This is a genomic window from Actinoplanes sp. NPDC051494 (assembly GCF_044454705.1).
GTDB lineage: Bacteria > Actinomycetota > Actinomycetes > Mycobacteriales > Micromonosporaceae > Actinoplanes.
In genome coordinates this window covers 986,245-1,005,048 of the sequence record NZ_JBITDZ010000002.1, presented here as the reverse complement: position 1 = coordinate 1,005,048, position 18,804 = coordinate 986,245, and the positions used below count along the sequence as shown (strand labels likewise).

Genomic DNA, 18,804 nt, shown 5'->3' with positions numbered 1-18,804 from the left:
GGTGACGACGGAGCTGGTGGCCGAGGCGATCAAGAAGGCAGGCATCGCGTGGGTCAGCGCCGACGGCGGGCCGGCCCAGGGATTGTGGGTCCTGCCGCTCGGCGGTGCGTTGATCGTGCTGTCCGGGCCCGGGGAACAGGCCGCTCCCGGGCTGGCCGGGGCCGCGACGGCCCAGGTCCGGCTGCGGGGCGACACCGGCGGGCTGATCCTGGCCCTGGACATGGCGGTGGAGCGGATCACCCCGGGCGGCGAGGTCTGGAGCGAGGTCGCGCCGCAGCTCGCGGCCAAGCGGCTCAACGCGTCCGGCACCGTCGAGGAGCAGGTGGCGCGCTGGGCGAGGACCGACTGCGCGGTGGTGCGGCTGACCCCGGCCGACACCGAGCCGGTGGCCGCGCCGCACCTGCCGGACGACGCCGGGGCGGCCCCGGTCCGCGAGACGCCGGCCCGGGTCGAGGTCCGCCGCCCCTTCCGCCTGCACCGGGTCCGCAAACGCCGCTGAAGCCGGGCGGCGGTCAGCCGATGAACGGCGGAACGGTGATCTCTCCCTTGGCGATCGGCACCACGTGACCCGCGACGGTGGCCGTGGTGGCGACGCCGGAGCGGGCGGTGACCGTGCAGGTCAGCACCGAGGGACGATGCATCTCGAGGCCCTGGTGGACGGTGTAGTCCGCGGTGCCGTCGGGTGGGAGCCAGCCGTTGGCGACCAGCCAGACGCCCAGCCCGAGCGCCGCCGAGCCGGTGGCCGGGTCCTCCGGGACGGCCAGGCCGGGACAGAAGACCCGGGCATATGCCGTACGCGTGCCCGGGTCCCAGGCGAAGACGTCGATCTGGTCGACGCCCGCGGCGGCGGAGCGGGCCGGATCCGCCCAGGCGCGGTCCAGGGCGCGGCGCTCGACCGGGAGGAACACGAACTCCAGGCCGCAGCCGGCCCTCGACGGGGTGGCGGTCAGCCCCGCGTAGTCATCGCCGGCCAGCCCGGTCACGTCCAGCAGGACGGCCGGGTCGAGGGGCTCACCGAGGGTCGGGGTGCCGCCGGTCAGGGTCGCCGATCCGGTCTCCGAGACCACGATCGGGAGCAGGCCGGCGCCGCATTCCTGGATGACCTTGCCGGCGGCGGCCAGCCCACGGCGTACCGAGGTCACCGCCGCGCCGACGCTGGGGTGACCGGCGAACGGCAGCTCGGACTCCGGGGTGAAGATCCGGGCCCGGTAGGTGGCCTGGATGTCGGACGGCGGCAGCACGAACACCGTCTCCGAGAGGTTGAACTCCCGCGCCAGCGCCTGCATCTGGTCCCCGGCCAGGGCCTCGGCCCCGAACACGACCGCCAGCGGGTTGCCCGCGAACGGCCGGTCGGTGAAGACATCCACGATCTCGTACGCCAGCGTCGACATGCCCCGACGCTAACCCAGGTCTCGTCACCCGGGCGGCACCGGCGGGGCAGGGCCTAGGCTTACTTCGTGACCATGGGGACGAGGGTTTATCTGGCGCGGCTCGCCGCGCTGCCCGTTTTCGACCCCAACGGCGACCGGGTGGGCCGGGTTCGCGACGGGGTTGTCAGGCTGCGCACCACGAACCGGCCGCCACAGGTGGTCGGGCTGGTCGCCGAGATGGCGTTACGCCGGCGGATCTTCCTGCCGATCGGGCGGGTGACCCAGATGGACGCCGAGGCGGTCGTGCTCGGCACCGGCATGCTCAACCTGCGCCGGTTCGAGAAGCGGCCCAACGAGCTGCTGGTGCTGGAGGACCTGCTGGACCGGCGGGTGACCGTCGAGCCGGAGGACGGGCAGGGGCCGGGCAAGGCCGCCATCGTCGTCGACCTGGGGATGGAGCTCAACCGCAACAACGAGTACCTGGTCACCCGGGTAGCCGTGCGGCAGCACACCGGCCGGCTGACCCGCCGGGGGCACACCTACCAGGTCGACTACGAGCGGGTGAAGGGCCTGGTCGGGCCGACCGACACCCAGGGCAACGCCAATCTGGTCGCGCTGCTGGAGCAGATGCGCCCGGCCGACATGGCGAACGCCCTGCAGGACCTGCCGGACGCGCGGCGCAACGAGGTGGCCGCGGCGCTGAGCGACCGTACGCTGGCCGACGTGCTCGAGGAGCTGCCCGAGCACGACCAGGTGGAGATCCTGATCCAGCTGGACCGCGAGCGTGCCGCGGACGTGCTGGAGCGAATGGACCCGGACGACGCCGCCGACCTGCTCGCCGAGCTGCCCAAGGCGGAACAGGCGATCCTGCTGGACCTCATGGAGCCCGAGGAGGCGGCGCCGATCCGGCAGCTGATGAGCTACACACCCGGGACGGCCGGCTCGGTCATGACCTCGGAACCGGTGATCCTCACCCCGGACACCACGGTGGCCGAGGCGCTGGCCCGGATCCGCGAGCCCGATCTCTCGCCGGTCGTCGCGGCGCAGGTTTTCGTGGCCCGGGCGCCTTCCGCGACACCGAGTGGGAAATACCTCGGCATGGTGCACTTCCAGCGACTGTTGCGTGAGCCGCCCGCCGCGATCCTCGGCGGGCTGCTCGAGACCGACCTCGACCCGTTGCGCCCGCAGACCGGGCTGACCGAGATCACCAGGCGGATGGCGACGTACGACATGGTGGCGATGCCGGTGGTGGACAGCTCCAACCGGCTGGTCGGGGCGGTGACGGTCGACGACGTGCTGGACCATTCGCTGCCGCGGGACTGGCGGGACCGTGATGTGGCCGGCGACGACGACGGGGAACCGGCCGAGATCCTCCCGGGGGCCGAGCGATGACCGAGCTGCGCAGGGAGCGCCTGGAACGGCTGGACCGCCTGGACCAGCCGGTGGAGCCGGGCCGGGTCCGGCTGCCCCGCTTCGACCCGGAGGCGTTCGGCCAGTGGTCGGAGAACATCGCCCGCTACATGGGTACGGCCAAGTTCATCGTGTACATGACGATCGTCATCGCGGCGTGGTTCCTGTGGAACACGCTGGTGCCGAAGGACCTGCGCTTCGACCCGTACACATTCACGTTCCTGACGTTGATCCTGTCCCTGCAGGCGTCGTACGCGGCGCCGCTGATCCTGCTCGCGCAGAACAGGCAGACCGACCGGGACCGGCTGGCGATGGACGAGGACCGGCGCCGGGCCGCGCTGCAGAAGGCCGACACGGAGTATCTGGCCCGGGAGATCGCCTCGTTGCGGATCGCCCTGGGCGAGGTCGCGACCCGCGATTTCCTGCGCTCCGAGCTGGCCCGGCTGGCCGACGAACTGGACGAAGCGGCCGCTCGCAGGCAGAAGCTGGACCGCAAGGAGTGGGAGGAGGACCACTCCTGACAGCGACGTAGTCTGTTAGGCATGTCCGCTCCCGCCACCACCATCGAGGACGCGATTCAGGCTGCCCTCGCCACGGTCGACGACCCCGAGATCCGCAAGCCGATCACCGAACTCGGGATGGTCAAGGGCTTCACCGTCACCGCCGGGAAGGTCACCGTCGAGCTGCTGCTCACCGTGGCCGGCTGCCCGCTGCGCGACAAGCTCACCACCGACATCACCGCCGCGCTGACCCGCATCCCGGGCATCGACGCGGTCGACATCGACTTCGGCGTGATGACCGAGGAGCAACGCAAGGCCCTGCAGGTCCAGCTGCGCGGCGGCGGCGAGAGCTCCGAGCCGGTCATCCCGTTCGCCCAGCCCGGTTCCAAGACCCGGGTGTACGCGGTGGCCAGCGGCAAGGGCGGCGTCGGCAAGTCCAGCGTCACGGTCAACCTGGCCGCCTCGCTGGCCAAGCGCGGCCTCTCCGTCGGCGTGGTCGACGCGGACATCTACGGCCACTCGGTGCCCCGCATGCTCGGCGTCGACGGCCGCCCCACCCGGGTCGAAGAAATGATCATGCCGCCGCAGTCGCATGGCGTGAAGGTCATCTCGATCGGCATGTTCACCTCGGGCAACGCGGCGGTCGTTTGGCGTGGCCCGATGCTGCACCGCGCGCTGCAGCAGTTCCTGGCCGACGTCTTCTGGGGCGACCTGGACGTGCTGCTGCTCGACCTCCCGCCGGGCACCGGCGACGTGGCCATCTCGCTGGCCCAGCTCCTGCCCAACGCCGAGATCCTGGTGGTCACCACGCCCCAGGCCGCGGCCGCCGAGGTGGCCGAGCGGGCCGGGGCGATCGCCCTGCAGACCCACCAGCGCCTGGTCGGCGTCGTGGAGAACATGAGCTGGCTCGAGATGCCCGACGGCTCCCGCATGGAGGTCTTCGGCTCGGGCGGCGGCCAGCAGGTCGCCGACTCGCTGACCAAGACGGTCGGCGCCTCGGTGCCCCTGCTGGGTCAGATCCCGCTCGACACCCGGGTCCGCGAGGCCGGCGACGCCGGGACACCGATCGTGCTCGCCGACCCGTCGGCCCCGGCCGCGCTCGCTCTCGACGCGGTCGCCGACCGGCTCGCCGTCCGCCGGGAGTCCCTGGTCGGCAAGCCGCTGGGCCTCATGGTCACCACCAAGCGCTGATCAGGTCGCATCCGCGTCGAAGGCCGCGATGGCCGGCTTCTCCGGTGCCGGGGCGGCCGGCCGGGCCTTCGGCGCGGTCGCCTCGCTCAGGTTGGTCTTGACGCTGCTGAGGTCGTTCTTGACCCCGTTCAGGTCGGTCTTGACGTCGTTGAACAGGCTCTGCAGCGGCTGACGCAGCGCGGCCTCGTCGTCCTCCGACAGCAGATGCTTGCGGATGAACGCCTTCGGGTGCAGATCCTGCAGCTGGATGTCGGTGCCCAGCTCGCGGCTCAGGTCCGTGGTGGCGTTCTGGGCCATGTTGCGCAGGCCACGCAGCATGCGCAGGCCGTCACCGATGACCTTGGGCAGCCGCTCGCCGAAGATCAACAGGGCGAGCATCAGCAGCGCCCCGATCTCCCACCAGTTCAGATTCTCGAACATGGCGGCTGCCTCCCCTGCCCGTACGGGCTTCTCAGTTCGCGTCGGCTGCCAAGGTTACTGACGCTGTCTGTGTGTTCGTGCCCCGGCGGTATTCCACCGAGATGGTCGAGCCCGGTGCGTACTTGCGGACGAGCGCGACCAGGTCGATGCCGTCCTCGAGCGGATGCCCGTCCAGCTTCGTCACCACGTCGCCGGACTTCAACCCCGCGACCGCGGCCGGACCGGCCGGCTCGACCGCGCGCAGCCGGGCACCGGAACCACCGCTGGAGCCCGTGGAGCCGTTCATGGAGACCTCGGCACCGATCACGGTACGCCGGGCCTTACCGGTGTCGATGATGTCCTCGGCGATCCGCCGGGCCTGGTTGAACGGGATGGCGAACGCGAGGCCGATGTTGCCCGCGCCCGCCTCGCTGCCACCGATCGACCGGATCACCGAGTTGACCCCGATGACCCGGCCCGCGGCGTCGACCAGCGGGCCGCCGGAGTTGCCCTGGTTGACCGCCGCGTCGGTCTGGATGGCCGCGTAGTAGCGGGTGGTGCCGCCGGCCTCGCCGGACTCCATCGTCCGGTCGAGGGCGCTGACGATGCCCTGTGTCACGGTGTTCACCAGGGCCAGCGGGGAACCGAAAGCGAGCACCGGATCACCGACCGCGATCGCGTCGGAGTCGCCGAACTGCATCGGTGTGAGGTTGGTCTTGGAGACTTTGATCACGGCGATATCGGACTCCGGGGCCCGTCCGACGAGCTTCGCGGGGGCCGAGGAACCGTCACTGAAAGACACCGACATGGTGTCGTCGGCCCCCTCGACGACGTGATCGTTGGTGATCACGTAACCCTGCGGGCTGACCACGAACCCGGAACCGATGGCTCCCGAGACCCGCACGGTGACCACGCTGGGCGCCACCTGGGCGGCCACGGCGGCGAACGAATCCGGGGCCCGCTGCGCCAGGCTGGGGGCCGCGAGCGGGGTGCCACCGAGCGGGCTACCGCCACCGGCACCGCTGCGGGTCGCGAACAGATAGCCCAGCGTGCCACCCAGAGCACCCGCCAGTAACGCCGTGACCAGGCAGATCGCCAGGATCGGAGCGTACGGGCGACGGGGCGCGTCCGGGTCCGTGACCGGCTCGGGAGCCGGGCCGGTGCTCGCCGGGGCGCTCGGCACGACCACCGCGGAGGGCGCGTACGGATCGCGCCACGGGTCGGACAGGGCATCGGACCACCAGGGCGAACCTTGCGACGCCGGGGGCGGCGCGGCCGGCGGCGTCTGGGGCTGGCGCCAGTTCCAGCCGTCGGTCACGTCGGGGCCTCCACTCGTCGTCAGCTCTCACCGGGGCTGCATCGGGTTTTCCGCCGCGGGCCGGATCAGCCTCCAGGATGACACGGATCGGTGGCGGTCATCCGCTCAGTGGGCGCCTCGACGGTCCGCCCGTCGCTTTCCGGGTGCCAAGTCCCGATGCGCGAAGGGTGAGCATCGCTCTACGCTCATACCCGATGTGCACCGGTTCTGGTCCGCGCGTCCCTTGAGCACGGAGGTCGTCATCGTCACCGCAGCCCGCCAGCTCGGCAACCCCACCACACAGTCGATCCAGTTCACCGAGGCGTACGCGGCCGAGGACGTCGTGCTCCAGACCGCCCGCAGCCTGGCCCAGGAGGTCGGCCTGACCGCCGTCACCCCCGGCGCGGGATCCGTGCTGAGCCTGCTGGCCGCCGCGGGCAGCGCCAAGGCCGTGGTCGAGATCGGCACCGGCACCGGCGTCAGCGGCGTCTGGCTGCTGCGCGGCATGCGCCCCGACGGTGTGCTCACCACGATCGATGTCGAGAACGAGCACCAGCGCATCGCCCGGCGGATCTTCCAGGAGGCGGGTTTCGTCCCGTCCCGGACCCGGATCATCACCGGTCGCGCGCTGGACGTGCTCCCCCGGCTCGCCGACGGCGTCTACGACCTGGTCTTCGTCGACGCGGACGCCACCGAGTTCGGGGCGTGCGCCGAGGCCGCGCTGCGCCTGCTGCGCCGCGGCGGGGTGCTGATCGTCAACGGCGCGCTCGCGGGCGGCCGGATCAGCGACCCGGCGGCCCGCGACGTCGACACCATCACGATCCGCGAGACGGTCAAGGCGGTCCGGGAGTCCGACGAGTGGATCCCCGCGCTCATCCCGGCCGGCTCCGGCCTGCTCGCGGCGGTCAAGCGCTGAGGTAACGGACCAGGGTCCGCACGCCCCAGCCGGTGGCGCCCTTGACCAGGTCCGACTCGTGCTTCTCGGCCCAGCTCGGCGCGGACATGTCCAGGTGGGCCCAGCTCTCGACCCGATCGCCCAGGAACTCGCCGAGGAACAGCGCCGCGACGACCGAGCCCGCGCCCATCGCCGGCGAGCTGTGCCGGTCGGCGATGTCGCTGTGCAGGTATTCGACGTAGTCCTCGGGCAGCGGCAGCCGCCACATCCGCTCGCCGGCCGCCGCACCGGCCTGCTCCAGGGCTTGCGCCAGCGCGTCGTCGTGGGTGTACAACGCCGCGGTGCGCTTGCCCAGGGCGACCGCGTTGGCCCCGGTGAGGGTGGCCAGGTCGATCACCACGTCGGGCTCCAGCCGGGCCACCGCGAACGCCAGGACGTCGGCGAGGACCAGCCGCCCCTCGGCGTCGGAGTTCGTGGTCTCGGTGGTCGTGCCGTCCCACTGGGTGATCACGTCACCGGGCCGGTAGGCCGAGCCGCTGACCATGTTCTCGGCGAGCGGCGTGAGCGCGGTGATGCGTACCGGAAGATTCAGGTCGGCCGCGGCCAGCGTGGCCGCGATGATCGCCGCCGCGCCGCCCATGTCCTTCTTCATCAGCGCCATGCCGGTCCGGCCCTTGATCGACAGGCCGCCGGTGTCGAACGTGATGCCTTTGCCGACCAGCACGATGTGCCGGGTGGCGCGCTCCGGCCGCCAGCTCAGCTCGACCAGCCGCGGCGGGCTCGCGGAGCCGCCACCGACGGCCAGGAGCCCGCCGAAGCCCTCCGCACGGAGTTGTTCCGGCTCGCGCACCAGCACGGACACGCCCGGGCGTGTCGCGGCCTCGGCGACGACCTGATCGGCGAACCAGACCGGGTTCTTCACCGAGGCGGGCATGTTGGTGAGGTCGCGGGCCAGCCAGGTCGCGGCGGCGGTCACCCGTGCGGCGGCGAGGCTCGCGTGGTACGTCCCGGGGGTGGAGGTCTGCAGCGTGACCTCGACGGACCGGGGGCCTTCGACGGCGTCGCGGAACCGGTAGGCCGCGAGCCAGACGCCCTCGGCGAGGCCGCGGACGGCGTCCGGCGCGACCCCGTCGGGCAGCAGGATGTTCAGGGGTTCGGTGACCGGCACGGCCCGCACCGCGGCGGCACCGGCGGAGCGCCAGCCGGCCTCGTCGGCGGCACCGACCCCGGCGATCACGATCCGCGCGGGGATCCGCAGCGGGCGCGGCAGGACCTGCACCGCACCGGCGCGACCCGGCTCGTCAGCGCCGCGGAACAGCTCCGCGGTCTCGTCGTCGCCGCCGGCCAGCACGCCGGAACTGTCAGCCGGGAGCACGTGCGTCCCAGCTCCTGGCGCTTCTACCAGGCGAATCGCGAACACTGGAGGATGACCTTTCCCAGAGCAATGGAAAGCCCGCCGGTGCGGCAGGTACCGTACCGGCGGGCCACGTGAAACGTCAGCCGGCGATCGCCTTCAACGCGTCACCCAGCGCGTTGGCCTCGTCCGGAGTCATCTCAACGACGAGACGGCCACCACCCTCCAGCGGGACGCGCATGACGATGCCGCGCCCTTCCTTGGTGACCTCCAGCGGACCATCGCCCGTCCGCGGCTTCATCGCCGCCATCTTGTCTCCCCTCAGACCTACATCAGGGTCGGTGGGTTACCCCACAGCCACTTGCACTTCGAACAGCACGCAACTTGTTACAGCTCGGTGTCAACGCCCCCGTGCTCAGCCCCACGGCGACGCCGGCACGTCGTTCCGTTGCGAGCCTCGCCCAAGGTCACGCGGCGTGGCCCACCGTGCCGATCAAACATTTTCCCTGATGAACACCGGCGAACCCAAACTCAGCCCGGGCTGATGTGACAGCGTCTAGCATATCCTCTTTCCGGCTGTCACAATGTGCGGTCATGCAGGCGCGGTCGGCACTCTTCGACCTCTACGGTGACCACCTCCGTCCCCGAGGGGGCCGCGCACCGGTCTCGGCGCTGGTAAAACTGCTGGCCCCATTGGGAATCGCGGCGCCGGCGGTGCGCACCGCGGTCTCCCGGATGGTCCGCCAGGGATGGCTGCACCCGCTGCGCCTGATGTCCGGACCCGGCTATCTTTTGACCCCGAAAGCCGCCCGCCAACTCGACGAAGCTTCGGCCCGGCTCCATCGCACCGGGCGCGTCAGCTGGGACGGACGATTCGACCTGATCACCCTCAGGCTCCCACTCTCCCGGCAAGACGGACAAAAGCTGACCTTCCTGGGGTACGGGATGCTGGGCGAGCACACCTGGGTAGCCGCCCGCCCCGGCGACGGGATCGACGCGGTGCTGACCGAGGCGGGCGTGCCCTTCGAACGCTTCAGTGCCGGTCACGCGGCCGGCTCGAAGGGCGCCGCCGACGTGGTCGCCCAGGCGTGGGATCTCCCCGCGATCGCGACGGCCTACGAGCGGTTCGTCGCCGAGCAGCGCCCGGCCGTGGCCATGATCAACGCGCGCAGCTCGGACGAGGAGGCGTACACCGCCCGCTTCCAGCTCGTGCACGCCTGGCGCTCGTTCCTGTTCCGCGATCCGCTGCTGCCGTCGTCGCTATTGCCACCGCGCTGGCCGGGCGTGACGGCCGCGACCTTCTTCGACAAGCAGTCGACCCGGCTGCGCCCTCAGGCCGACCGGTTCGTCGAGCGGTGCCTCGTGGCCGCGTCCCGCGGCGCGCGTGTGGGATTCTCGGAGTCATGACCGACTCGCTGCTCGTCGACCGCACCGACGCCGTCGTCACGCTGACCCTCAACCGCCCCGAAGCCATGAACGCCCTCGACGTGGACCTCAAGGAGGCACTGCGCGACACCCTGGCGCAGATCGAGAGCGACCGGTCGGTCCGGGCGGTGGTGCTGGCGGGCGCGGGAAAGGCCTTCTGCGTGGGCCAGGACCTCCGGGAGCACGAGAAGGTACTCGCGGGTGGATCGACCGAGCTGGACACCGTACGGGCGCACTACAACCCGATCGCGCAGCGCCTGGCGAGCCTGCCGAAGCCGGTCGTCGCCGCGGTCCGGGGCACCGCGGCCGGCGCCGGGGCCTCGCTGGCCCTGCTGGCCGACTTCCGGATCGGCGGCCCGCGGACCACGTTCCTGATGGCGTTCGCGAACGTCGCCCTGGCCGGGGACAGCGGCATCTCCTGGTCGCTGCCGCACATCGTCGGCCGGGCCCGCGCCCTGGAGCTGTTGCTGCTCGCCCAGCCGGTGCGCGCCCGCGAGTGCTTCGACTACGGGCTGCTGACCCAGCTCCTGGACGACGACGAGCAGGTCCTGCCGACCGCCCAGGAGTTCGCCGCCCGGCTCGCCGCCGGGCCGACGGTGGCCTACGCCGCGATCAAACGCGAACTCTCCATCGGTACGGCCGGATCACTCTCGGACGCGCTCGCGGCGGAAGCCCAGGCCCAGGCGATCTGTGGCGCGACGGCCGACCACCACAACGCGGTCGCGGCGTTCGTCGCCAAGCAGAAGCCGGTCTACGAAGGCCGCTGAGCCCGCGGACGTCACCCGGCGGTATGAGCCGTTCGGGATAGTTGAATTTACCGTCCTCGATGTTTGACTCTCCCCAACGGTTCACGCTGGGGAGGTCTGGATGGTCAGGTTGCGTAAGGTTCTGGGCGCGGTGGCGGCGGCACTCACGGTCGCCGCCATGGGCACCGTCTGGCAGGGGTCGCCCGCGGCGGCCGCGCCGGCGGGTCCCGACAAGGTCGTCGGCGGCACCACCGCCACGCTGGGCGAGTTCCCGTTCATGGTCCGGCTCTCGATGGGCTGCGGAGGCGCGCTGTACAGCCCGAACCTGGTGCTGACCGCCGCACACTGCGTCGGTGCCACCGGCACCAACACGTCGATCACGGCCACCTTGGGTGTGGTGGACCTGCAGTCCACCAGCAAGATCACCCGCAAGTCGAACTACGTCTACCGGGCCCCGGGCTACAACGGCTCGGGCCGGGACTGGGCGTTCATCCGCCTGGCCAGCCCGGTGACCGGTCTGGCCACCCTGCCGATCGCGTCGACGACGGCCAACGACACCGGCACGTTCACCATCGCCGGCTGGGGTGCGGCCACCGAGGGCGGCGCCCAGCAGCGCTACCTGCGCAAGGCCACGGTGCCGTTCGTCAGCGACACGACCTGCAACTCGTCCGCGATGTACGGCGGTGAGGTCATCGCCGCGCAGGAGATCTGCGCCGGTTACACCGCCGGTGGCGTGGACACCTGCCAGGGCGACTCCGGCGGCCCGATGTTCCGCCGCGACGCCGCCAACGCCTGGGTCCAGGTCGGCATCGTGAGCTGGGGCGACGGCTGTGCCCGCCCGAACAAGCCGGGTGTGTACACCCAGGTCAGCTACTTCGCCTCGACGATCGCCGCGGCGGCGACCAGCCTCGGCGGCTGACAGCTCCCCACGAGAACGGGCCCCGGGATCCCCGGGGCCCGTTTTTCAGTCTTCCTCGTCCTCTTCGGGATCGAGATTGGCTTCCTCGCCCAGCACGAACGCCTGCATCGCCAGCTCGTCACCGGACGGCGAGACGAACGTGGGCAGCTCGGCCGGGCCGAGCTCCAGCACGTACGACCAGAACTGGCGCACCGCCTCGGCCGGGGTCGCCGCCTCGATCGGCAGGTCCAGGCTGACCAGCCAGGTCTGCTTGTCGCCGTCGCCGCCCAGCTTCGCCGCCAGGGTGCGGAACAGCTCCGCGTCGACCTCCGCGACCGCGTCGTCGAACGTCAACCCGTCGGCCGGCACCGGGGCGTCGAACGACCGCCGGGTGTACGCCACGTCGACCTCGGGGATCCCGTGCGCCCCCCGCCGCGAGGCCTCCTGGGCCGCCACGATGCCGAGCCCCACCAGCAGCGGCGTGTCCTCGCCGGCGAGCAACAGCACCTCGTCGCCGGGCGCGGGTTTGACCCCGGCCAGCCCCGCCACCGTCAAGGTGTCGTGATGGAACAACCGCTCGGTCGCCCACCGATCCGCCGGGATGATCACCGCCCACTGAGCCATGCGCACTATGACATCACGGCCGCCGCGCCCGGCTCACGCCGGGAGGACGAAGCACCCGGCCACGTGGTCGTCGACCATGCCGGTGGCCTGCATGAGCGCGTAAGCCGTCGTGGGGCCCACGAACTTGAAACCGCGCTTCTTCAGATTCTTGGCCAGCGCCGTCGACTCCGGAGTGATCGCCGGGACATCCGCCCGGGTCGCCGGACGGGGCCGGGAAGCGGGCGCAAACGACCACAGAAGCTCGGAAAGGCCGACGGGTAGGTCCGCTGCCACCCTCGCGTTGTGGAGAGCCGCATCGACCTTCATACGGTTGCGGACGATGCCGGCGTCGGCCATCAGCCGGTCGGCGTCGGCCGCGCCGAACGCGGCGACCTTCGCGATCTCGAAACCGGCGAACGCCGCCCGGAACGCGGGACGCTTGCGCAGGATCGTGATCCACGACAGACCCGACTGGAACGCCTCGAGACACAACCGCTCGAACAACGCGTCGTCGCCCCGGACCGGACGACCCCACTCGTCGTCGTGATAGGCGCGGTAATCGGGCGAACCGCCACCCCAGAAGCAGCGGGCCCGGCCGTCGTCACCGACCACCAGGTCCGGGTCGGGGGTCACGGCAGCTTGCCCTCTTCGACCAGGCGGGCGAACTTCTTGAGCGCACCCTTGAGGCTCAGCTTCGAACCGGGCCACAACACCGGCCACGCCAGCTTGCCGGCCGCGCCACCGGGCAGGTGGAACCACTCGTGCATGACCACCTGGGTCCGGTCGCCGCCCATCGCGGTGCAGCGCATCGAGCCCGGGCCACGCAGGACCTTGCCACAGTGCATCACCCGGATCTCGTACGGCGCGTCCACCCGCACCACCCGGAACTCGTCGCGCAGCGCGGCCGGACCGAGCCCGGTGACCGCCTCGATCACGCTGCCCTCGCCGCCGTCGCCCTCGACCACCCGGACCCGGGTCAGCGGGATCCAGTCGCCCTGCCGCTCCCACGCCATGAACGCCGCGAACACCCGGGGCGCGGGCGCGTTGACGATCACGGTCGCGGTGACCTCACCGACACCGGGCTGAGCGGCATCCCCGACGCCGCCGGCCGGCCCGGGCTGATTCATCGACGTTCCACCGGCTCGCTGTCCCCGGCACCCTCGGCCGCGTCACCCTTCGCGGTCGCGTCCTTCTCCGGCGCCTCGGCCGGGACGGTCCCGGGTGCGCCCGGCACGGGCTCCGCAAACTTGTCATCCACCGGCTTGTCCTCCGCCGGCTCGTCCTCCGCCGGAGGAATCACCGGCAGGCCGGACGGACCGGACGTGGAAGACGAGTCGGGATCCGAGGCCGGAGCTGCCGCCGCGGTCACCGGAGCCGCCGCCGCGCTCGCCGAGGCGTCGGTCGCTGTTTTGGTCGCTGGTGCGGGAGCCGCGGCGGCCTCAGCCGGCGGGAGGTCGGCCGGGGAGAGCTCGGCCGGCGGGAGCTCAGCCGGCTGGACGACGGCCGGGGGTGCGACCGCTGCCTCGCGGGCCCGGCGCAGGACGTCCGCGTCGGCGGTGCGGCCCTCGCGCAGGGCGGCGACCTCGGCCTCCAGGACGCCGATCAGTTCGCCCTTGTAGCCGACGTCGTAGGCCGCCCGCTGCAGGGCCTGGTCCACCTGGGCCATCCGGTAGCCGCGGAACGCCGTGTCGAAGCGGGTGCGGAAGATGTCGTCCTCGCCGAGGGGACGGTCGCTGGGCAGCGGCAACGCCCTGCCGTCGGGCTCGACCGGCGTCAGGCCGGTGTCTCCTCCGCTCACCATCACGGTCACGCCGAAGACGATCGCCGCGACCACGAGTGCTACGACAACGAAGAGGAGAAGCTGACCCATGGGCACGATCGTGGCACGTGCCCTGCGACGTGGCGACCCCGCCACCCCGCCTCGGTGAAAACGCTCAGGTCACGTCCACGTCAGGATCTTCTTGCGCCAGGCGTACACGATGCCGAGCGCGAGGACGGCGACGAAGATGCCCATCTCGGCGATGGTCACCGCGCCGTATCCGGGACGGTCGAAGACGACGGCCCAGGGGAACAGGAAGACCGACTCCACCGCGAAAAGCACATAAAGGTACGCGTAAACGTAATACCGGATCTGCGCCTGCGCCCAGTCCCCGCCGACCGGGTCGATGCCGCTCTCGTACGCGATCCGTTTGCCCGCGGGCTCCGCCGGGTGGGCGGGCCTCAGCAGCTTGTTGGCGCCGAACGCGAGGACGAAGACGAGCGCCCCGGCCGCGATGACGAGGCCGAGCATGGCGTACGAACCGAGATACCCGTCCACGGCCGCAGCCTAGCGAACTCAAAGTGTGGAAGTCCCTTGGCTCAGGCGAGCACATCCTGGCTAATGTGGTTTCGGTCAGTGATCGGACGGTCGCTCCGGAGCGAGATGTAAGGAGTGCCGACGTAGGCTGGAACTGACGAATGCGGGTCGGCTCAGCGACTTTGCGCACCCGCCGACCTGCACCTTCAGGAGGTTGGAAACGTGACGGCTCCCGCAAAGCCCGTCGAGCGGCTCGATCGTGTTGTCATCAGGTTCGCCGGGGACTCCGGCGACGGCATGCAGTTGACCGGTGACCGGTTCACGTCGGAAACCGCGCAGCTGGGCAACGACATCTCCACCCTGCCCAACTTCCCGGCGGAGATCCGCGCCCCAGCGGGCACCCTGCCGGGCGTATCGAGTTTCCAGGTCCACTTCGCCGACTACGACATCCTCACGCCCGGCGACTCGCCCGATGTGCTGGTGGCGATGAACCCGGCCGCGCTCAAAGCCAACCTCGCCGACCTGCCACCCGGCGCCGGCATCATCGTCAACACCGACGAGTTCACCAAGCGCAACCTGGTCAAGGTCGGGTATGCGGTCAGCCCGATCGAGGACGGCTCGCTCGACGGGTGGGTGGTCCACCCGGTCGCACTGACCTCGATGACCGTCGCCGCACTGGCCGGCTCCGGGCTGTCGAAGAAGGACGCCGAACGGGCCAAGAACATGTTCGCGCTCGGCCTGCTCAGCTGGATGTATTCGCGGCCGTACGCGTCGACCCTGCGGTTCCTGGAACGCAAGTTCGCCAAGCGTCCCGACCTGGTCGCGGCCAACAAGACGGCGTTCACCGCGGGCTGGAACTTCGGCGAGACGACCGAGGACTTCGCGGTCCGGTACGAGGTCAAGCCGGCCAAGATGGCTCCGGGCACCTACCGCAACATCACCGGGAACGCCGCGCTCGCGCTGGGGCTCGTCGCCGCGGGGGTGCGCGCCAAGCTGCCGGTGTTCCTCGGCGCCTACCCGATCACCCCGGCCTCCGACATCCTGCACGAGCTGTCGAAACACAAGCGGTTCGGCGTCACGACGGTGCAGGCCGAGGACGAGATCGCCGCGATCGGGGCGGCGCTCGGCGCCTCGTACGGCGGGGCCCTGGGTGTCACCACCACCTCGGGTCCGGGGGTGGCGCTCAAGGGCGAGACGATCTCGCTGGCCATCGCCCTGGAGCTGCCGCTGGTGATCGTGGACGTGCAGCGGGCCGGACCGTCCACCGGCATGCCGACCAAGACCGAACAGGCCGACCTCAACATGGCGCTGTACGGACGGCACGGTGAGGCGCCGCTGGCGGTGATCGCGCCGAGATCGCCGTCGGATTGTTTCCACGCGGCGATCGAGGCGGCCCGGATCGCGTTGACATATCGCACTCCGGTGATCCTGCTGTCGGACAACTATGTGGCCAACGGTTCGGAGCCGTGGCTGCTGCCCGAGGTCGCCGATCTGCCTGATTTGCAGGTTTCTTTCGCCACTTCACCCAATGGTGAGGATGGCCGGTTCTTGCCTTATCTGCGGGACCCGGAAACCATGGCCCGGCCGTGGGCGATCCCGGGCACCGCGGGACTCGAGCACCGCATCGGCGGCCTGGAGAAGGCCGACAAGACCGGGGACATCTCGTACGACCCGGCCAACCACGAACACATGGTCCGGACCCGGGCGGCACGCATCGAGAACATCCCGGTCCCCGATGTCGAGATCGAGGATCCCGACGAGAACGCGCGTGTTCTGGTGCTCGGCTGGGGCTCCACCTACGGGCCGATCGGGGCCGCCTGCCGCGCGCTGCGTCAGCGGGGCCTGCCGATCGCCCAGGCACACCTGCGGCACCTCGCGCCGCTGCCGGCGAACCTGGGCGAGGTGCTGGCGGAATACGACAAGGTGGTCATCCCGGAGATGAACCTTGGTCAGCTCGCCCACGTCCTCCGGGCCCGGTACCTCGTCGACGCCATCCCGTTCAACCAGGTCAGCGGCCTGCCGTTCACCGCGGCGACGCTGGAGAACATGCTCGAGGACGTGGTCAAGAATGGTTAGCGCCAACATTCCCCTCACGCCGGTCAAGCTGACGACGAAGGACTTCAAGTCCGATCAGGAAGTGCGCTGGTGCCCGGGCTGCGGCGACTACGCGATCCTCGCCGCCGTGCAGAGCTTCATGCCGGAGCTGGGCATCGCCCGGGAGAACACCGTCTTCGTCTCCGGCATCGGGTGCTCGTCACGCTTCCCGTACTACATGAACACGTACGGGATGCACTCGATCCACGGTCGTGCCCCGGCGATCGCGACCGGGCTGTCCACCTCGCGCCCCGACCTGTCGGTGTGGGTCGTCACCGGGGACGGTGACGCGCTGTCGATCGGCGGCAACCACCTGATCCACGCGCTGCGCCGCAACGTCAACCTGAAGATCTTGCTCTTCAACAACCGGATCTACGGCCTGACCAAGGGGCAGTACAGCCCCACCTCGGAGCTCGGCAAGGTCACCAAGTCCACGCCGGTCGGCTCCGCGGACTCGCCGTTCAACCCGCTGTCGCTGGCCCTGGGGGCCGAGGCCACGTTCGTCGCCCGCACCATCGACTCCGACCGCAAGCATCTGCAGTCGGTGCTGCGGGCGGCCGCCGAGCACGAGGGTTCCGCGTTCGTGGAGATCTACCAGAACTGCAACATCTTCAACGACAACGCGTTCGAGGTGCTCAAGGACCCGGGCGAGCGCGACGAGCATCTCATCCGGCTCGAGCACGGGCAGCCGATCACGTTCGGGGCGGACCAGCGGTTCTCAGTCGTCCATCCCGAGGGCAGCTTCGGGTTGAGGGTGCAGGAGGGCGGCACCCCGATCGTGCACGACAGCACGGTCGACGATCCGGCGTACGCGTTCGCACTGAGCAGGCTGTCGGGTTCGGACCTCAGCACGACCCCGATCGGCATCTTCCGCGACGTGGCCCGGCCGTCCTACGACGAGCTGATCCAGAAGCAGCTGCTGGACGCGAAGGCCCAGGCCACCGGCACGCCCGACGAGATGCTCGGCGAGCTGCTGAGCGCCGGCGACACGTGGACGATCCTCTGATCGTCCCCATTCACGCAGGCCGAGGGCCTGGGAACCCCGTTCAGGCGCCGTCAGGGCGCCTGGGGTTTCCGGGCCCGACCTCGGCGGGAGCAGCGATCTGTACCCCCCACCGAGCTACGACATCGGTTCTCACATGCTGACGACGGCGCTGTTCTCCTCGTCGCGGATGTAGATCAGCATGTCGCCGGTCTCGATCGTCACGATCTGTTCACCGCCGAGCGGCACCACCTTGCCGCGACGGATCAGGGCGACCACAAGGGTCTGCAGCTCACGGGGGTTGCGGCCGACCTCGCTGCGTTCCGAGGAGCGCATCGCGAGCGCCATACCCTGACCCGGTGTGAGCAGATCCTCGACGACGTCGATCAGCGGCGGCGTGGTCGTGGTCAGACCGAGCAGCCGGCCCGCGGTCGACGAACTCACGATGACGTGGTGCGCGCCGCTCTGCTTGAGCAGCGCGGCGTTCTCCTGCTCACGCACCGCGGCGATGATCCGGACCTGGCCCGCGGTCAACTGCCGGACGGTCAGCGAGATGAGTACGGACGCCTCGTCGCTGTCGGTCGCGATGATCACCGACTTGGCGTTCTTGACGTCGGCCTCCAGCAGCACCGCCGACCGGGTCGCGTTGCCCTCGACCGCGACCAGGCCGTTCGCCGCGGCCTGCCGCAACGCCTCGTCCCGGCTCTCCACGATGATGATGCGCGACTTGTCGTAGCCGCTCTCGAGCAGGGCGCCGACCGCGGCCCGGCCCTTGGTGCCGTAGCCGCAGACGATGATGTGGTCCTTCAACTTTCGCCTCCACCGGTTCACCCGGAGGCTGTTCCGATACTGGTCGGTCAGCACCTCGAGAGTCGTGCCGACCAGGATGATCAGGAAGAGCACCCGCGCGGGGGTGATGAACAGGATGTTGACCAGGCGGGCGTGCGACGTCACCGGGGTGATGTCGCCGTAACCGGTGGTCGAGAGCGTCACGACCGCGTAATAGAAGCAGTCGAGCAGGGTCATGCCGTCTTCGTTGATGTCCCGGTAGCCGTCCCGGTCCACGTAGATCATCAAGACGGTGACAAGGACAAGAGCCATCGCGGCAATGACCCGGACGGCCAGTGCCCGTAACGGTCCCTGCCGGACCAGCGGTAATCGGATCACTGAACGTCCGCATGCACGATCACACCATAGCCGCCCGATCCCACAGCGCTTTTCATGACATCACGGATCGCGGCCACGATGAAATAGGCCGCCGGGTGTTGAGGCGTCGTCCAGGAAAACTTCATTGATGTGCTTGTATGCCGAAACCCGCGGATCGAACACTGACAGCTCGACTCG

At 70.4% G+C, this 18,804-nt stretch carries 22 protein-coding genes; 10 read left to right on the top strand and 12 right to left on the bottom strand.

Going from position 1 to position 18,804, the window contains the following annotated elements; all coding sequences use genetic code 11:
* Position 1: 1 nt before the first annotated feature.
* On the top strand, positions 2-499 hold the full coding sequence (locus ACIA6A_RS11275; protein ID WP_396097373.1) for a hypothetical protein: 498 nt from the start codon (positions 2-4) through the stop codon (positions 497-499).
* A 13-nt stretch (positions 500-512) separates the two neighbouring features.
* On the opposite strand, the gene ACIA6A_RS11270 is transcribed toward ACIA6A_RS11275, so the two are convergent.
* On the bottom strand, positions 513-1,391 hold the full coding sequence (locus ACIA6A_RS11270) for a PhzF family phenazine biosynthesis protein (RefSeq protein WP_396097372.1): 879 nt from the start codon (positions 1,389-1,391) through the stop codon (positions 513-515).
* Positions 1,392-1,457: 66 nt separating this feature from the next.
* Here ACIA6A_RS11270 and ACIA6A_RS11265 point away from each other — a divergent pair, with 66 nt between their 5' ends.
* The 3 genes from ACIA6A_RS11265 to ACIA6A_RS11255 are packed head-to-tail and all read left to right on the top strand — an operon-like array spanning position 1,458 to position 4,471.
* Positions 1,458-2,762 carry a magnesium transporter MgtE N-terminal domain-containing protein gene (locus ACIA6A_RS11265; RefSeq protein WP_396097371.1) on the top strand — a complete coding sequence of 435 codons (1,305 nt, stop codon included), beginning with the start codon at positions 1,458-1,460 and terminating at the stop codon, positions 2,760-2,762.
* On the top strand, positions 2,759-3,301 hold the full coding sequence (locus tag ACIA6A_RS11260) for a DUF1003 domain-containing protein (protein ID WP_396097370.1): 543 nt from the start codon (positions 2,759-2,761) through the stop codon (positions 3,299-3,301). Before ACIA6A_RS11265 ends, ACIA6A_RS11260 begins: the two co-directional genes overlap by 4 nt.
* A gap of 21 nt (positions 3,302-3,322) precedes the next feature.
* Entirely contained in the window at positions 3,323-4,471 is a 1,149-nt protein-coding gene (locus ACIA6A_RS11255; RefSeq protein ID WP_396097369.1) for an Mrp/NBP35 family ATP-binding protein, read from the top strand.
* Here the strand turns inward: ACIA6A_RS11255 and ACIA6A_RS11250 are convergent, their stop codons facing one another.
* The gene (locus ACIA6A_RS11250; protein WP_396097368.1) at positions 4,472-4,891 is read right to left on the bottom strand and encodes a preprotein translocase subunit TatB; all 420 of its coding nucleotides are present in this window, start codon (positions 4,889-4,891) and stop codon (positions 4,472-4,474) included. It abuts the gene before it with no gap.
* Positions 4,892-4,922: 31 nt separating this feature from the next.
* Positions 4,923-6,188 (bottom strand): S1C family serine protease, encoded by a 1,266-nt coding sequence (locus tag ACIA6A_RS11245; RefSeq protein ID WP_396097367.1) that lies wholly within the window; start codon positions 6,186-6,188, stop codon positions 4,923-4,925.
* Between the two features lie 286 nt (positions 6,189-6,474).
* Between ACIA6A_RS11245 and ACIA6A_RS11240 the strand changes: the two genes are divergently transcribed.
* Complete coding sequence (locus ACIA6A_RS11240) at positions 6,475-7,083, top strand: O-methyltransferase (protein WP_396097642.1); 609 nt, start codon at positions 6,475-6,477, stop codon at positions 7,081-7,083.
* On the opposite strand, the gene ACIA6A_RS11235 is transcribed toward ACIA6A_RS11240, so the two are convergent.
* Both ACIA6A_RS11235 and ACIA6A_RS11230 read right to left on the bottom strand, forming a co-directional pair.
* On the bottom strand, positions 7,073-8,437 hold the full coding sequence (locus ACIA6A_RS11235) for a leucyl aminopeptidase family protein (protein WP_396097366.1): 1,365 nt from the start codon (positions 8,435-8,437) through the stop codon (positions 7,073-7,075). The genes ACIA6A_RS11240 and ACIA6A_RS11235 overlap by 11 nt on opposite strands.
* 121 nt (positions 8,438-8,558) lie before the next feature.
* Positions 8,559-8,726 (bottom strand): DUF3117 domain-containing protein, encoded by a 168-nt coding sequence (locus ACIA6A_RS11230; protein WP_015625691.1) that lies wholly within the window; start codon positions 8,724-8,726, stop codon positions 8,559-8,561.
* Between the two features lie 284 nt (positions 8,727-9,010).
* On the opposite strand from ACIA6A_RS11230, the gene ACIA6A_RS11225 reads away from it, so the two are divergent.
* The 3 genes from ACIA6A_RS11225 (at position 9,011) to ACIA6A_RS11215 (ending at position 11,506) form a co-directional block, all read left to right on the top strand.
* Positions 9,011-9,823 (top strand): PaaX family transcriptional regulator C-terminal domain-containing protein, encoded by an 813-nt coding sequence (locus ACIA6A_RS11225; protein WP_396097365.1) that lies wholly within the window; start codon positions 9,011-9,013, stop codon positions 9,821-9,823.
* Positions 9,820-10,608, top strand: a complete 789-nt coding sequence (locus tag ACIA6A_RS11220; RefSeq protein ID WP_396097364.1) for an enoyl-CoA hydratase-related protein — start codon at positions 9,820-9,822, stop codon at positions 10,606-10,608. The genes ACIA6A_RS11225 and ACIA6A_RS11220 overlap by 4 nt, the downstream gene beginning before the upstream one ends.
* Before the next feature lie 100 nt (positions 10,609-10,708).
* The gene (locus tag ACIA6A_RS11215) at positions 10,709-11,506 is read left to right on the top strand and encodes a serine protease (protein WP_396097363.1); all 798 of its coding nucleotides are present in this window, start codon (positions 10,709-10,711) and stop codon (positions 11,504-11,506) included.
* A gap of 45 nt (positions 11,507-11,551) precedes the next feature.
* Here ACIA6A_RS11215 and ACIA6A_RS11210 read toward each other — a convergent pair whose 3' ends face one another.
* The 5 genes from ACIA6A_RS11210 to ndhC all read right to left on the bottom strand — a co-directional run bounded on the left by ACIA6A_RS11210 (position 11,552) and on the right by ndhC (position 14,405).
* On the bottom strand, positions 11,552-12,109 hold the full coding sequence (locus ACIA6A_RS11210) for a hypothetical protein (protein ID WP_396097362.1): 558 nt from the start codon (positions 12,107-12,109) through the stop codon (positions 11,552-11,554).
* 33 nt (positions 12,110-12,142) lie between these two features.
* Positions 12,143-12,721, bottom strand: a complete 579-nt coding sequence (locus ACIA6A_RS11205; RefSeq protein ID WP_396097361.1) for a DNA-3-methyladenine glycosylase I — start codon at positions 12,719-12,721, stop codon at positions 12,143-12,145.
* Positions 12,718-13,215, bottom strand: coding sequence for an SRPBCC family protein (locus ACIA6A_RS11200; RefSeq protein WP_396097360.1), 498 nt, complete (start codon positions 13,213-13,215; stop codon positions 12,718-12,720). The genes ACIA6A_RS11205 and ACIA6A_RS11200 overlap by 4 nt, the downstream gene beginning before the upstream one ends.
* Positions 13,212-13,958: a DivIVA domain-containing protein gene (locus ACIA6A_RS11195; protein ID WP_396097359.1), complete on the bottom strand. Its 747-nt coding sequence runs from the start codon at positions 13,956-13,958 to the stop codon at positions 13,212-13,214. Before ACIA6A_RS11195 ends, ACIA6A_RS11200 begins: the two co-directional genes overlap by 4 nt.
* Before the next feature lie 69 nt (positions 13,959-14,027).
* Positions 14,028-14,405 (bottom strand): NADH-quinone oxidoreductase subunit A, encoded by a 378-nt coding sequence (gene ndhC, locus ACIA6A_RS11190; RefSeq protein ID WP_396097358.1) that lies wholly within the window; start codon positions 14,403-14,405, stop codon positions 14,028-14,030.
* Between the two features lie 276 nt (positions 14,406-14,681).
* On the opposite strand from ndhC, the gene ACIA6A_RS11185 reads away from it, so the two are divergent.
* Together ACIA6A_RS11185 and ACIA6A_RS11180 are read left to right on the top strand one after the other, a co-directional pair.
* Positions 14,682-16,460, top strand: coding sequence for a 2-oxoacid:acceptor oxidoreductase subunit alpha (locus ACIA6A_RS11185; protein WP_396097641.1), 1,779 nt, complete (start codon positions 14,682-14,684; stop codon positions 16,458-16,460).
* Positions 16,453-17,484: a 2-oxoacid:ferredoxin oxidoreductase subunit beta gene (locus ACIA6A_RS11180; protein WP_396097357.1), complete on the top strand. Its 1,032-nt coding sequence runs from the start codon at positions 16,453-16,455 to the stop codon at positions 17,482-17,484. Before ACIA6A_RS11185 ends, ACIA6A_RS11180 begins: the two co-directional genes overlap by 8 nt.
* 129 nt (positions 17,485-17,613) lie before the next feature.
* Here the strand turns inward: ACIA6A_RS11180 and ACIA6A_RS11175 are convergent, their stop codons facing one another.
* Complete coding sequence (locus tag ACIA6A_RS11175) at positions 17,614-18,627, bottom strand: potassium channel family protein (RefSeq protein ID WP_396097356.1); 1,014 nt, start codon at positions 18,625-18,627, stop codon at positions 17,614-17,616.
* Positions 18,624-18,752, bottom strand: a complete 129-nt coding sequence (locus tag ACIA6A_RS11170) for a hypothetical protein (protein ID WP_396097355.1) — start codon at positions 18,750-18,752, stop codon at positions 18,624-18,626. The genes ACIA6A_RS11175 and ACIA6A_RS11170 overlap by 4 nt, the downstream gene beginning before the upstream one ends.
* Between the last annotated feature and the right edge of the window lie 52 nt (positions 18,753-18,804).

Excerpts from the sequence above, each read along its gene's own strand:
- ACIA6A_RS11270 (WP_396097372.1), bottom strand. The coding sequence starts at position 1,391 with ATGTCGACGCTGGCGTACGAGATCGTGGATGTCTTCACCGACCGGCCG.
- ACIA6A_RS11260 (WP_396097370.1), top strand. The coding sequence starts at position 2,759 with ATGACCGAGCTGCGCAGGGAGCGCCTGGAACGGCTGGACCGCCTGGAC.
- ACIA6A_RS11255 (WP_396097369.1), top strand. The coding sequence starts at position 3,323 with ATGTCCGCTCCCGCCACCACCATCGAGGACGCGATTCAGGCTGCCCTC.
- ACIA6A_RS11250 (WP_396097368.1), bottom strand. The coding sequence starts at position 4,891 with ATGTTCGAGAATCTGAACTGGTGGGAGATCGGGGCGCTGCTGATGCTC.
- ACIA6A_RS11230 (WP_015625691.1), bottom strand. The coding sequence starts at position 8,726 with ATGGCGGCGATGAAGCCGCGGACGGGCGATGGTCCGCTGGAGGTCACC.
- ACIA6A_RS11225 (WP_396097365.1), top strand. The coding sequence starts at position 9,011 with ATGCAGGCGCGGTCGGCACTCTTCGACCTCTACGGTGACCACCTCCGT.
- ACIA6A_RS11220 (WP_396097364.1), top strand. The coding sequence starts at position 9,820 with ATGACCGACTCGCTGCTCGTCGACCGCACCGACGCCGTCGTCACGCTG.
- ACIA6A_RS11215 (WP_396097363.1), top strand. The coding sequence starts at position 10,709 with ATGGTCAGGTTGCGTAAGGTTCTGGGCGCGGTGGCGGCGGCACTCACG.
- ACIA6A_RS11210 (WP_396097362.1), bottom strand. The coding sequence starts at position 12,109 with ATGGCTCAGTGGGCGGTGATCATCCCGGCGGATCGGTGGGCGACCGAG.
- ACIA6A_RS11200 (WP_396097360.1), bottom strand. The coding sequence starts at position 13,215 with ATGAATCAGCCCGGGCCGGCCGGCGGCGTCGGGGATGCCGCTCAGCCC.
- ACIA6A_RS11195 (WP_396097359.1), bottom strand. The coding sequence starts at position 13,958 with ATGGGTCAGCTTCTCCTCTTCGTTGTCGTAGCACTCGTGGTCGCGGCG.
- ACIA6A_RS11185 (WP_396097641.1), top strand. The coding sequence starts at position 14,682 with ATGCAGTTGACCGGTGACCGGTTCACGTCGGAAACCGCGCAGCTGGGC.
- ACIA6A_RS11180 (WP_396097357.1), top strand. The coding sequence starts at position 16,453 with ATGGTTAGCGCCAACATTCCCCTCACGCCGGTCAAGCTGACGACGAAG.
- ACIA6A_RS11170 (WP_396097355.1), bottom strand. The coding sequence starts at position 18,752 with ATGAAGTTTTCCTGGACGACGCCTCAACACCCGGCGGCCTATTTCATC.